Genomic DNA, 13,745 nt, shown 5'->3' with positions numbered 1-13,745 from the left:
GACAGCATGGCCGACAACATTCTGGAGATGCGCGGGATCACCAAGACGTTCCCGGGAGTGAAAGCGCTCTCGAACGTGACGCTGGGTGTCGCCCGTGGCGAGGTCCACGCGATCTGCGGCGAGAACGGCGCGGGGAAGTCGACCCTGATGAAGGTGCTCTCGGGTGTCTACCCGCACGGCACCTACGAGGGCGCGATTGTGTTCGAGGGCGAGGAGGTGGCGTTCAAGAACCTCCGCGACAGCGAGGCGAAGGGCATCGTCATCATCCACCAGGAGCTGGCGCTGAGCCCGTACCTGTCGATCGCCGAGAACATCTTCCTCAACAACGAGCGCGCGTCCGGCGGACTCATCGACTGGAACAAGACGAACTTCGAAGCCGCCGCGCTGCTCAAGCGCGTCGGGCTTCGCGACAACCCGACGACGAAGATCAACCAGATCGGGGTCGGCAAGCAGCAGCTGGTCGAGATCGCCAAGGCGCTGTCGAAAGAGGTCAAGCTCCTCATCCTCGACGAGCCGACAGCGGCATTGAACGACGAGGACTCCGCCCACCTGCTCGACCTCATCCTCCAGCTCAAGACGGAGGGCGTGACGTCGATCATCATCAGTCACAAGCTGAACGAGATCAAGCGCGTCGCCGACGCCGTCACGGTCATCCGCGACGGCAAGACGATCGAGACGATCTCCCAGGGCGACGTCACCGAGGACCGCATCATCAAGGACATGGTCGGTCGCGATCTGGAGCACCGCTACCCCGACCACGAGCCGCAGATCGGCGAAGAGCTTCTCCGCGTCGAGGACTGGACGGCTCACCACCCCCAGGACCCCACGCGCGTCATGGTCGACAACGTGTCGATCAATGTGCGCGCCGGTGAGATCGTCGGCATCGCCGGCCTCATGGGAGCCGGACGCACCGAGTTCGCGATGAGCCTGTTCGGCCGCAGCTACGGCACGCGCATCAGCGGCAAGGTGTTCATGCGCGGCAAGGAGATCAAGACCCGCACGGTCGCCGAGGCGATCGACAACGGCCTGGCCTACGCCACGGAGGACCGCAAGACCTTCGGGCTCAACCTGATCGAAGACATCAAGCGCAACGTGTCGATGGCCTCGCTCAAGAAGCTCGAGAAGGCCGGTCTCGTCAACGACAACGAGGAGTTCAAGGTCGCGAACGAGTACCGCCGCGACCTGAACATCAAGGCACCGAACGTGCTGGTCAAGACCGGGAAGCTCTCCGGCGGCAACCAGCAGAAGGTGGTGCTGTCGAAGTGGATCTACTCCGACCCCGAGGTGCTCATCCTGGATGAGCCCACCCGCGGCATCGACGTCGGTGCGAAGTACGAGATCTACACGATCATCAACCGGCTCGCAGCATCCGGCAAGGGGATCATCGTGATCTCCTCCGAGCTGCCGGAGCTGCTCGGCATCTCCGACCGCGTCTACGCGCTGTCGGAGGGGCGGATCACGGGCGAGCTGCCGATCGCCGAGGCGACACCCGAATCCGTCCTCAAGCTCATGACCATCGAGAATCCGCGCTGACGCGGCCACAGGAGCACGACATGACCAACAACACCGAAGCCGTCGGGGCGCAGATCAATCCGCCGGACAACAAGTTCACGCGCTGGTTCACGCATATCCTCACCGACCTGGGCCGCAACGGCATCTTCATCGCCCTCATCGCGGTCGTGGTGCTGTTCACGATCCTGACGAACGGCATCCTCCTGCGTCCGCAGAACATCTCCAACCTGGTGGTGCAGAACGGGTACATCCTGGTGCTCGCCATCGGCATGGTGATGGTCATCATCGCCGGCCACATCGACCTCTCGGTCGGTTCGGTCGCCGCCTTCGTCGGAGCCATCTCGGGCGTCTTCGCGGTGAAGATGGGGATGCCCTGGTGGCTGGCTGTCATCCTGTCCCTCGCGATCGGCGCCCTGGTGGGCGCGTGGCAGGGGTTCTGGATCGCCTTCGTCGGCATCCCCGCCTTCATCGTGACCCTGGCGGGCATGCTCATCTTCCGAGGCCTGGCCCTCGTCGTGCTCGGCAACGCGAACATCGGTTCGTTCCCCGATGAGTACCGTGCCCTAGGCAATGGGTTCCTCGCGGGCGTCTTCGGTGAGAGCGAACCAGACATCTTCACCCTCGCGGTCGGCGCGGTCGTCGTGATCGCCCTCGTCGTGCAGCAGGTGCGCACCCGCGCGGGACGTCGCAAGTACGGTCAGGACGTCGAGCCCATCGTGTGGTTCATCATCAAGCTCGTGCTGATCTCGGCGGCGATCGGCTTCTTCGTCTACTCGCTCGCCGGCTACAAGGGCGTGCCCGTCACGCTGATCATCCTCGCGATTCTCGTGATGGTCTACGGCATCGTGATGAACCGCACGGTGTTCGGTCGTCACATCTACGCGATCGGCGGCAACCGTCACGCGGCCGAGCTGTCGGGCATCAAGACCCGCCGGGTCGACTTCTGGCTCTTCGTGAACATGGGCTTCCTCGCAGCTCTCGCGGGACTCATCTTCACCGCGCGTCTGAACCTCGCCGGTCCGAAGGCGGGTGACGGCTTCGAGCTCGAGGCGATCTCGGCGGCCTTCATCGGTGGAGCGGCGGTGCAGGGCGGCGTCGGAACCATCGGCGGCGCGATCATCGGTGGTCTCATCATCGGTGTGCTCAACAACGGTATGTCGATCATGGGTATCGGCATCGAGTGGCAGCAGGCCGTGAAGGGCCTCGTGCTCCTCCTCGCCGTCGCGTTCGACGTCTACAACAAGCGCCGCTCGGGCAACTGACCCTCGCGCGCACCGAACGCCCCGCCCCGCTCCGGGCGGGGCGTTCGTGCGTCCGCGCAGCATCCTGACCGCGAGACCCGTTCTTCGCGCCGAGACCGCGACCCTCTGACCGGGTCGTCGGTCGGGTCGTGTCTCGCGGTCAGTCGAGCGAGACCGCGGCTTCGAGCGTGAGCCAGGCGCCGAGCTGCACCGACAGGTCGCGCTCGGGAGCGTCGGGTGAGGCGTCGGCGGGGACCGTCGCGTCGGCCGAGAAGAGCGGCAACCCGTCGATCGTGGCGCGCCCCGCCCAGAGGGCGTCGGCGTTTGCGATCACGAGGGAGCGAGCGGATGCGGCGGCCCGCTCGAGCGTCGCAGCATCCGGGCCCCCGGCGTGCGCCCGCGTCTGCGGGACGGATGCTGCGTCGGCCACGTAGCGGCACGCGATGCCCGCGAACAGTCCGCGGTCGCCGCCTCCCGCGCCGGGGAGGAGGAGCGACGGCCCGGTCCACGCGGCGATCGCGCCCACGAGGGCGGCCGCGCGGGAGGCGAAGCGCGCGTCGTCGTGGGCGAGCGCGGCCGCCGCGCCCAGTGCGACACCCTGGCAGTAGGTGTAGAGCTCGGTCGCCCGGCGGGTCTCGACGCCGCGTTCGATGACGACCCCGTCGATGATCAGACCGCTCGAGGGGTCGCGGAGGGTCTCGTCCATCCAGTCGCTCAGCCGCGCGGCGGCGTCGCGGCGACCGGTGCGGGCGAAGAGGATCGCCGCGGGTCCGTTGGCGGGTGCGTTGAAGAAGGGGTTGCCGACCTCCCACGGCACGGCGCCGACCGCGACGTCGATCGCCCCCTCGAGCTGCGCGGCGATGCGCTCGGTCGCGCGGCGGTGGCCGTCGTCGCGTTCGAGGGCGAGTCCCATCCAGGCCAGGTCGTCGTAGAACGTGCGCGACAGGGTGCCCCCGTTGCGCAGCCGGATGCCGCGGACGAGCCGCCGTGCGCGTCGTCGCCGGGCACGAGTGGGGCGGTGCGCGGCGGCGTCGAGCGCCGCGTCGAGCAGGTGGGCGCTCCACCAGTAATGCCAGCGAGCCGGACCGCCGCGGCGGCGGAGCGGAATCGGCGGCCACGCCGAGCGCCCCCACGCGATGCCGGGGACCCCGCCGAGGTACCGGGCGAGGATCGCGCGCTCGGCGAAGGCGGCGCGCGCGTTGCGTTCGGTGGCGTCCATTCCCTCATCCTCCCGTGCGGGGCGTTCCCGACGCAGGAAGTGGCGCGGCGGTAGGAGCTTGCGGGCCGAATCGGCCTACGCCGACGCCATCTCCTACGCCCGGAACCGCAGCGTTCAGGCCTTGAGCGCCTTCGCGATGCGCTGCGGCGAGACGGGCTCTGCGGTGCCCAGTCGCTGAGCGAACAGACTCACCCGCAACTCCTCGAGCAGCCATCGCGCGTGTGCGACCCCCGGGGCGGCATCGAGGGGGAGCGGGATGCTGCCGCCGGCCTCCTGGAACGGGGCGGCGGCGCGTTCGAATTCGGTCATCCGGCTGCGGTCTCGGCCGGCGTTGTCGGCGAGGGCGTTCACGCGCTCGAGGGCGCCGGCGAGATACCGCGGCACGTGCGCGAGGCGCGTCAGACCGATGCGCGAGACGAAACCGGGGAACACCAGGCCCGACAGCTGCGCGCGCACGTCGCCGAGTGCGCCGAGGAGGGTGAGGGAGTTCTGCCCCTTCATTGCCCGATCGACCTCACGGGCGGCGGCGAGCACGCGCGCGGCGAGGGAGACGGCGGCGAAGGTGTCGTCGACGACGGCGGCAGAGAACGCGTCGCGCAGGCTCTCGAACTCCTGCCGGGTGCGCACGACGCGGCCGGGGGCGAGCCGGTCGAGCAGCTGGTCGACGACGGCGACCCGGGCGTCCTCGATGAGGGCCTTGGCGTTCTGGTAGGGCGAGGCGGCGAGCGTCAGCTTCTCGTTGGCGGTGAGGTGGTCGAGCACGTACGTCGCCGGCGACGCGACGGCCAGCAGCAGCATCCGTCGCACCCCGCTCCTGGTGAGCGCCGCCGCGGAGTCGGCGGTCGCCTCCAGTCGCAGCGATACCGACGCGCCGTCGTCGACGATCGCGGGGTAGCCGCGCACGATGCCGCCCGCCACCCTCGTGTCGACCATCTCCGGCAGGTCGTCGAAGGTCCATGCGGTGAGCCCGGAGCGCTCGGGGAAGCCGGCCGCGCGGCCGTCGAGGCTCGCCGCGGCGATCTTCGCCGCGCCGCCCCTGGCGCCCTTCGGCGCCTCGCGCCCGGCGATCGTGTCGGCGACGCTCGTGCGGGCGCGGTCGGCGAGCCGGCCCTGGAGCGCCGCGAGATCGCGGTCGGTGCCGACCGTGCGGCCGCGGGCGTCGACGGCGCGGAACGACACGCGAAGGTGCGATGAGACGCGCTCGAGCTCGAAGTCGGCGGCGGTCACGGGTTGGTTCGCGACGCGCTGCACGAGAGCGGCGAGGGCGTCGACGAGCGAGACGGCGGGGAGTCCGTCGTGGTCTTCCGGACCGCGCCCGGCGAGGTCGGCGGCGAACCGCTCGGCCCAGTCGGCCGCGGGAACCACGTTGCGGCGGATCGTCTTCGGCAGCGCCCGCAGCAGCGACGTGACGAGTTCGTCGCGGAGCCCCGGTACCTGCCAGTCGAAGCCCACCGGTCGCAGCGACGCCAGGAGGGCGAGCGGCACGACGACCGTCACCCCGTCGTCATCGGCGCCCGGTTCGAAGCGGTAGGCCAGGCCGAGCACCTGGTCGCCCTGGCGCCAGCGCGACGGGAAGCCCTTGTCGTCGCCGCGCCCGCCCTCGCCGGTGAGGTCGGCTTCGGTGACGTCGAGCAGCCGCGGGGTGCGTGACGACGTCTCGGTCCACCACGCCTCGAACGAGCGCACGTCGAAGACGTCGGCCGGAAGCCGCGCGTCGTAGAAGGCGAAGATCGCCTCGTCGCCGACGAGGATGTCGCGACGCCGCTCGCGCTCCTCGATCTTCTCCAGCAGCCGCCGCTGCTCGGTGTTGCGTCGGAGGAACGCGGTCAGCCGCTTGTCGAGCATCGACGCATCCCACTCGCCCTCGACGAGGGCGTGCCGCACGAACATCTCGCGGGCGAGCGGCCGGTCGAAGCGTGCGAGCTGCACCCGACGCTTCGGCACGATCTCGACCCCGAAGAGCGTCACCTTCTCGTAGGCGGATGCTGCGCCCGCGGCCTTGGACCAGTGGGGCTCGCTCAGCGACCGCTTGGCGAGGTCTCCCGCCAGCGACTCGGCCCACGCCGGGTCGATGGACGCCACGGTGCGGGCGTACAGGCGGGAGGTCTCGACGAGCTCGGCCGCCATGACCGCGGCGGGCTTGGCCTTGCGCAGCCCCGAGCCCGGGAAGATCGCGAACCGGGCGCCGCGCGCCCCGAGGTACTCCGCCCGCGGGGTTCCCGCGCCGCGGGCGGGCTTGCGGTCCTGCGGCGGTTTGCCGGTGCGTACGTCGAGAAGGCCGATGTGCGAGAGGAGGCCGGAGAGGATCGCGCGGTGGATCGCATCGCCCGCCTCGTGCCCGCCCACCGCGGCGCCGTCGGACGGAGGCGAGACGCGCGCCGGCGCGGGCGCAGCATCCTTCTTGCGCCTCCGGGGTCGATCGCCCGAGGGTGCGAGCAGCGACCGCAGCTGCCGATGCACGTCGGCCCACTCGCGCACCCGCACGTAGTTGAGATGCTCGGCGCGGCAGAGGCGGCGGAAGGCGCTCGATCCGAGCTCGGTCTGCTGCTCCTGCAGGTGGTTCCAGAGGTTGAGCAGCGAGAGGAAGTCGCTGGTGGGGTCGGTGAATCGCGCGTGCAGGCGGTCGGCCTCCTCGCGCCGCTCCTCGGGGCGTTCGCGTACGTCCTGGATCGACAGGCCGGCGACGATGGCCAGCACCTCCGACTCCACCCCGTCGCGGCGGGCCTCGATGAGCATCCGGGCGAAACGCGGGTCGATGGGGAGCCGTGCGAGCTCACGACCGATGTCGGTGAGGCGCGGCTGCTCGTCGCGCGAGCGGGGGGCGCGCATCGCGCCGAGTTCGAGCAGCAGGTCGAACGCCGCCTTCACGCCCCGCGAGTCGGGCGGGGTGAGAAAGGGGAACGCCGAGATGTCGCCGAAGCCGAGCGAGAGCATCTGCAGGATGACGGAGGCGAGAGAGGTGCGCAGGATCTCGGGTTCGGTGAACTCGGGACGACGGTCGAAGTCGTCCTCCGAGTACAGGCGGATCGCGATGCCGTCGGACGTGCGGCCCGCGCGGCCCGATCGCTGCTGGGCGGATGCTTGCGACACCGCCTCGATCGGAAGCCGTTGCACCTTCGAACGCGCGCTGTAGCGCGAGATGCGGGCCGTGCCCGTGTCGACGACGTAACGGATGCCGGGGACGGTGAGGCTCGTCTCGGCCACGTTCGTGGAGAGGATGACGCGTCTGCGGACGCCGGCGACCTTCGATCGCTCGAACACGCGGTGCTGCTCGGCCGCCGACAGCCGCCCGTAGAGGGGGAGTACCTCGGTGGGCGAGGCGTCGGACGAGTACGCGCCGCGGACGGCGTCGGCCGCATCCCGGATCTCCGCCTCTCCCGGGAGGAACACCAGCACGTCGCCGGGGGCTTCGCGGTCGAGTTCGCGCAGCGCCGCGACGATGCCGCCGATCTCGTCGGGGTCGTCGTCGGGCGCCGTCTTCTTCGCCGCCGGAGCGACCGCGCTCTCGTCGGTGTCTGTCGAAGGGTCCGGTACCAAAGGTCGGTACCGTACCTCGACCGGGTAGGTGCGCCCCGAGACCTCGATGATCGGAGCGGGGGTGCCCGCCGCATCCGCGAAGTGCTGCGCGAAGCTCTCGGGATCGATCGTCGCCGAGGTGACGACCACCTTCAGATCGGGGCGCTCGGGCAGGATGCGGCGCAGGTACCCCAGCAGGAAGTCGACGTTCAGCGAGCGCTCGTGGGCCTCGTCGATGATGATCGTGTCGTAGCGGCGCAGCAGCCGGTCGCGGTGGATCTCGTTGAGGAGGATGCCGTCGGTCAGCAGCGCGATGCGCGTGTCTTCGGTGACCTTGTCGGTGAAGCGCACCTTGTAGCCGACGGTCGTGCCCAGCGGCACCTGGAGCTCTTCGGCGATGCGCTCGGCGATGGTGCGGGCGGCGATGCGGCGGGGCTGGGTGTGGGCGATGCGCGTGCGACCGAGCTCGAGGCAGATCTTCGGCAGCTGCGTGGTCTTGCCCGATCCGGTGGCGCCGGCGACGATCACGACCTGCGAGGCGGCGATGGCGCGCGCGATCTCGTCCCGCGCGGCGCTGACGGGCAGCTCGGGCGGGTACGTGATCACGGGTTCAGGCACAGACACAGCCTTCCATCGTAGATCCGCGCGCCCGCGCGCGGGCTTTCTGCCGGAACGCGGGCTGTGCGGGGCGCGAAGCCCTCGCCCCGGCCGATTGCCCGCATCTCGGACGAGACGGCGTCAAGCCCGCCCCCGTGTCGGTGCGGCTCCCTAGGCTGGGGTCATGACGATTCCTCTTGTCTCACTGAACGACGGCCACCAGATCCCCCAGCTCGGCTACGGCGTATTCAAGGTGCCCGCCGAAGACGCCGAGCGCGCCGTCACCGAAGCCCTCGAGGTCGGCTATCGGCACATCGACACCGCCGCGATCTACGGCAACGAGGAGGGCGTGGGCGCCGCGATCGCGAAGAGCGGCATCGCGCGCGACGAGCTCTTCGTCACGACCAAGCTCTGGAACGACCGGCAGAGCGGCGACCAGCCGTTCGAGGCGGTCACCGAGAGCCTCGACAAGCTCGGTCTCGAGTTCGCCGACCTCTACCTCATCCACTGGCCCACCCCGCAGAAAGACACGTTCCTGAACGCGTGGGAGCACCTCATCCAGATCCGCGACAACGGGCAGGCCCGCTCGATCGGCGTCTCGAACTTCCTCGTGCCGCACCTCGAGCGCATCGTCGAGGCGACCGGCGTCACCCCGGCGGTCAACCAGATCGAGCTGCACCCCGCCTACCAGCAGCGCGAGATCACCGCGTGGGCAGACGAGCACGACGTGCGCATCGAGTCGTGGGGTCCGCTCGGACAGGGCAAGTACGATCTGTTCGGCCTGCCCGCCGTCGCCGACGCCGCGGCCGCCCACGACAAGACCCCGGCGCAGGTCGTGCTGCGCTGGCACCTGCAGAAGGGGTTCATCGTCTTCCCGAAGTCGGTGCGCCGCGAGCGCCTCGAAGAGAACATCGATGTGTTCGACTTCGAACTCAGCGGCCCCGAGCTCGTCGCAATCGACGCGCTCGACCCCCGCGATGGCTCGGGCCGCGTCAGCGCGCACCCCGACGAGGTCAACTAGAACGGACGCATCGCCCTGAACAGCCGCCTGGCCGAGTCCTCGAGCCCCTACCTGCGCGCCCACGCCGACAATCCCGTCGCGTGGTTCGCGTGGGGGCCCGAGGCCTTCGCCGAGGCGGCGCGGCGGGGCGTTCCGGTGATGGTGTCGATCGGGTACGCCACCTGCCACTGGTGCCACGTCATGGCGCGGGAGTCGTTCCAGGATCACGCGACCGCCGCCGTGATCAACGAGGGCTTCGTCGCGGTGAAGGTCGACCGCGAAGAGCATCCCGACATCGACGCCGCCTACCTCGACGCCGCATCCGCCTTCACGCCCCACCTCGGCTGGCCGCTGACGGTCTTCACGACCCCCGAGGGCCGGGTCTTCTACGCGGGCACCTACTGGCCCGGCGAGCCGCGACCGCCCCTGCCGGCGTTCCGCGAGGTGCTCGGTGCGGTGCGCGAGGCGTGGACCGAGCGCCGCGACGAGGTCGAGCGCACCGGAGCGGCCCTGCGCGACGCCCTCGCGGCGGCGGCGTCCGCGGCGTCTGACGCGGCGGGGCTGCCCACCCTCGACGACCTCGCGGATGCTGCGCGTCGCCTCGTCGACAGAGAAGACCGCGCCTACGGGGGGTTCGCCGCCGGTTCCGGCATGGAGAATCCGAAGTTCCCGACCGTTCCGGCGCTGCGGTTCTTGCAGGCGTCGGCGCTACCGGTGCCCGAGGCCCCCGAGGTCGCGCGACGCGCACTCGAGGCGATGGCGGCGTCCGACCTGCACGATCCGGTCGACGGAGGATTCTTCCGCTACGCGACGCGTCGGGACTGGAGCATCCCGCACTACGAGCGGATGCTGACCGACAACGCCGGCCTGATCGAGGTGGCCCTCGACGCGGGTGCGCCCGAGATCGCGGCCGATGTCGCGCGGTTCGTCATCGACGTGCTGCAGCAGCCCACGGGCGGGTTCGCCGCCGCGCAAGACTCCGAGTCGATCATCGACGGGCGACGCGACGAGGGAGGCTACTACGCCCGCGACGCTGATGGTCGGGTCGGCCTCGAGCCGCCCGCGCTCGACGGCAAGGTCGTCACGGCGTGGAACGGCCTCGCGATCGGCGCGCTCGCCCGCTCCGGCGTCGCGCTCGGAGACTCCGGCGCACGGTTGGTGGAGGCTGCCCGGTGGGCGGCCGAGGCGGTGCTCGAAACGAATATCGGCGACGACGGGATGCTGCGCCGCGCGTCGCTCGACGAGATCGTCTCGCGTGCGCCCGCCACCCTCGAGGACTACGGATCGCTCGCTCGCGGGCTGGCCCTCCTCGCCGCGGCGACCGGAGAGGTGCGCTACGCCGGAGCTGCCCGCGACCTCGTCGATGCCTGCCTGAGCGACGGCGGCGTCGTCGTTCCCGGCGGGGGCGACCCGGTGCTGGTCGCCCAGGGGATGGCGGTCGGCGGCTCCGACACCGACGGGGCATCGCCGTCGCCCGCGGCCGCCTTCGCCGGGGGCGCTCTCGCGCTCTGGCACCTCGGCGCCGGGGAGCGCTACCGCGACGCCGCCGCGTCGCTCGTCGCCCGCGTCGCGCCCACGGCCCTGGAACAGCCGCTCGGGCACGGAGCGATGCTCGACGTCGCCGTCGCGCTGGCGGCACCGCCCCGGCAGCTCGTCGTGGTCGGCGCCCCGGAGAGTGCTCTCGGCGAGGCGGCACGCCGCATCCGTGCCGACGTCGTCGCCGTCGTCACGTCTGAGCAGGCCGACGCGTTCGCCGCCGACGGCTTCTCGCTCTTCGAGGCCAAGACGGCCCAGGGCGGCCTTCCGACCGCCTACGACTGCCGGGGCTTCGTGTGCCGTCTGCCCGTGACCGACCCGGCGCAGCTGAGCACCTCCGCTTAGCGGCGGAATGTGGCGCATTCCTGCGTGCGACCCCACAGATTCCTACGGGCTTTCGCCGGAAAGTGGCGCATTCGACGCGGGCGCAGCTGGGCCGCTCCGCTTAGCGGCGGAATGTGGCGCATTCCTGCGTGCGACCCCACAGGTTCTTACGGGCATTCGCCGAGACGTGGCGCATTCGGCGCGGCGCGCGCGTGCGGCGCACTCGGCGCAGCTGAGCACCTCTGCGGAGCGGCGGAATGTGGCGCATTCCTGCGTGCGACCCCAGAGGTTCCTACGGGCATTCGCCGGAAAGTGGCGCATTCGGCGCAGCGCGGCTGGCGCGGCCGGTGCGGCGCGCAGCGCGCGAGGCGCAGCGGCGTGAGCGCGGGCGTCAGTCGAGCAGGTGCCGCAGGAACCGGCCGGGCGCGTCGAGGAACGAGCGGTGCGAGCGTACGACCTCGAGCTCGTCCCACTCCGTGCGGTGGATGCCGTCGTCGCCGAGCTCGAGGATCGTGGCGCCCGGCAGCGCCGCGAGAACGGGGGAGTGCGTCGCACAGATGACCTGCGTGCCCCGGGAGCGCATGCGGTCGAGCGCGGCCAACCAGCGCAGGGTGGAGGAGAACGACAGGGCGGCCTCGGGCTCGTCGAGGCACGCGAGCCCGGTGACGAACTGCGGGTGGTCGAGCTTGTCGTCCAGAAGCGCGTTGAACGACTCGCCGTGACTGAGCCGGTGCAGGCTGGGCTCTGCGCCGCCGAGGTCGTCGAGGTACGAGTAGTAGCCGTGCATCGTCTCCGCGCGCAGGAAGAATCCCCACCGGGACGCACGCGGGCTGCGCTCGATCCGCAACCACTGCCCGAGCGGCGACTCGGTCGACCGGGTCTGCGCGCCGCCGTTGACCGTGCCGCCCTCCGGCGGAAGCCCCGCGGCCTCGGCGATGCCTTCCAGAAGCGTCGACTTGCCCGAGCCGTTCTCACCCACCAGGAACGTCACGCCGGCGTCGAACTCCCAGCCGTCCGTGCGCGCGACGCGGAGGAAGTCGGCGATCGCCGGGATCGTGGCCGGCCACGCCGATTCGTCGACCGCGGCGTTCTGGAACACCTTGACCCGCTGGATGGGCCGTTCATCGCTGAGCCAGGCCTCGGTCCGGTCGTCCACGGTCAGATCCAGGTGGGCAGCCAGTTGTGGAGGCGCCAGAACTCGTACGGCACCGTCATCCCCGTCCACACCGGGTACCAGAACGCCGAGACGAGCGTGACGATGACGAGGAAGACGATCACCGAGTTCTGGCCCGCGGCGCGGCGGGCCGGCGCAGCATCCGCTCTTCCGGCGATCTCTCGGAGCGCGAAGGTCAGCGCGAGCACGAGGAACGGCATGATCGCGACCGTGTAGAACTGGAAGATCGTGCGCTCGGGGTAGAGCAGCCACGGCACGTACGTCGCCGCGACGCCGATCAGCACGGCGGCGTAGCGCCACTCGAGCGTCATCGCGAAGCGGGCCGCGAGGAAGACCACCGCGGCGACCGCGGCCCACCAGATGAGGGGGTTCGGGATGCTGGAGACGGCCTCGACTCCCGCGTCGTCCTGGTTCCAGTACATCGAGGTCGGACGGATCAGCAGCGGCCACTGCCACGCGGGGCTCTGATAGCTGTGCGGCGTGGTGAGCCCCACGTGGAATCCGTAGATGTCCTGGTGGTACTTCCAGAGGTTCTGGAGACCGAGCGGCACCCACGACCAGACGCCCTGCGCGGGCGCGTTGTCGACCGAGTGCCGGTCCCATCCGTCGTCGGTGGCGAGCCAGCTCGTCCACGACACGACGTAGACCACCACGGCGACGGGGACGAGCAGGAGGAAAGAGACCGGCCCCTGGCGGAACGCGGCATCCGCGGGCCAGATGCCGACACCCGCGCGTCGTCGGGCGAGGGCATCGGTGACGACGACCCAGATACCGAACGCCGCGAGCGCGTACAGGCCCGACCACTTCACGGCCGTGGCGGCCCCGAGAGCGGCTCCCGCGGCCAGCAGCCACGGACGGTTCCAGAACACCGGGCCCCAGGCGGGGTCGTGCCCGGCGCTCTCGCGCGCCGCGGCGAACGCGGCGAGGCGATCGATGTGGCGGTGCCGGTCGAGCAGCACGAACCAGAAACCGAGGAGCAGGAAGAACGTGAGGATGCCGTCGAGCAGCGCGACGCGGCTGAGCACGATCGACAGGCCGTCGATGGCGAGGAGACCCGACGCGATACCGGCGAAGACGACGGAGCGCGTCAGGGTCTTCGCGACGAGGTAGACCAGCAGCACCGTCGCGGTGCCGAAGACGGCGACGGCGAACCGCCACCCGGTCGACGAGTCAGGACCGAACAGCGCCATGCCGAGGCCGATGAAGAAGCGTCCGAGCGGGGGGTGCACGACGAAACTGCCCGCCGTCTCGAACGCGTTCGTGTCGCCCCCGAGGAAGAGCGCATCGGCGCCCTCGGGCGGCCACTTCGCGGGGAAGCCGAGCACCCACTGGCTCCACGAGTCCTTGACGTAGTAGGTCTCGTCGAAGACGATCGCGCGGGGGTGCCCCAGGTTCCACACGCGCAGCAGCCCGCCGAAGAGGGTCACGAGCGCGGGGACGAGCCACGCGAAAAGCCGCTCGAGCTGCGGATCGGCCGCAATGCGCGCGCGCCACCGGTCGAGGGGAGCCGGGCGCTGCGCGGGGAGCAGCGGCTCGGCAGTCGTCACGGCACCAGCCTACTTCCGCGCGGTGCGCGCTCGGATGCTGCGCGGCCGGGCGAACCCGCTGAACCTCGCGCCTAGGGTG

The 13,745-nt window shown here is 70.7% G+C and carries 8 protein-coding genes; 4 read left to right on the top strand and 4 right to left on the bottom strand.

Annotation, left to right across the window (positions count from 1 at the left end):
• Positions 1-6: 6 nt before the first annotated feature.
• Positions 7-1,533, top strand: a complete 1,527-nt coding sequence (gene mmsA / locus DEA06_RS08150) for a multiple monosaccharide ABC transporter ATP-binding protein (RefSeq protein WP_116647487.1) — start codon at positions 7-9, stop codon at positions 1,531-1,533.
• Between the two features lie 20 nt (positions 1,534-1,553).
• Positions 1,554-2,774 carry a multiple monosaccharide ABC transporter permease gene (mmsB, locus tag DEA06_RS08145; RefSeq protein ID WP_116647486.1) on the top strand — a complete coding sequence of 407 codons (1,221 nt, stop codon included), beginning with the start codon at positions 1,554-1,556 and terminating at the stop codon, positions 2,772-2,774.
• A 139-nt stretch (positions 2,775-2,913) separates the two neighbouring features.
• On the opposite strand, the gene DEA06_RS08140 is transcribed toward mmsB, so the two are convergent.
• Together DEA06_RS08140 and hrpA are read right to left on the bottom strand one after the other, a co-directional pair.
• Positions 2,914-3,972 carry a glycoside hydrolase family 76 protein gene (locus tag DEA06_RS08140; protein ID WP_116647485.1) on the bottom strand — a complete coding sequence of 353 codons (1,059 nt, stop codon included), beginning with the start codon at positions 3,970-3,972 and terminating at the stop codon, positions 2,914-2,916.
• Between the two features lie 114 nt (positions 3,973-4,086).
• Positions 4,087-8,112 carry an ATP-dependent RNA helicase HrpA gene (gene hrpA / locus DEA06_RS08135; protein ID WP_116647484.1) on the bottom strand — a complete coding sequence of 1,342 codons (4,026 nt, stop codon included), beginning with the start codon at positions 8,110-8,112 and terminating at the stop codon, positions 4,087-4,089.
• Positions 8,113-8,269: 157 nt separating this feature from the next.
• Between hrpA and DEA06_RS08130 the strand changes: the two genes are divergently transcribed.
• On the top strand, positions 8,270-9,106 hold the full coding sequence (locus tag DEA06_RS08130) for an aldo/keto reductase (RefSeq protein WP_116647483.1): 837 nt from the start codon (positions 8,270-8,272) through the stop codon (positions 9,104-9,106).
• A gap of 9 nt (positions 9,107-9,115) precedes the next feature.
• Positions 9,116-10,966: a DUF255 domain-containing protein gene (locus DEA06_RS08125; protein ID WP_346427030.1), complete on the top strand. Its 1,851-nt coding sequence runs from the start codon at positions 9,116-9,118 to the stop codon at positions 10,964-10,966.
• Positions 10,967-11,336: 370 nt separating this feature from the next.
• Here the strand turns inward: DEA06_RS08125 and DEA06_RS08120 are convergent, their stop codons facing one another.
• Entirely contained in the window at positions 11,337-12,101 is a 765-nt protein-coding gene (locus tag DEA06_RS08120; protein WP_240606866.1) for an AAA family ATPase, read from the bottom strand.
• 2 nt (positions 12,102-12,103) lie between these two features.
• Positions 12,104-13,666 (bottom strand): phospholipid carrier-dependent glycosyltransferase, encoded by a 1,563-nt coding sequence (locus tag DEA06_RS08115; protein ID WP_240606865.1) that lies wholly within the window; start codon positions 13,664-13,666, stop codon positions 12,104-12,106.
• Positions 13,667-13,745: the final 79 nt, after the last annotated feature.

The sequence above is a fragment of the Microbacterium sp. Gd 4-13 genome (genome assembly GCF_003095395.1).
In the GTDB taxonomy this organism is placed as follows: Bacteria; Actinomycetota; Actinomycetes; order Actinomycetales; family Microbacteriaceae; genus Microbacterium.
This window is presented reverse-complemented; position numbering and strand designations above follow the sequence as displayed.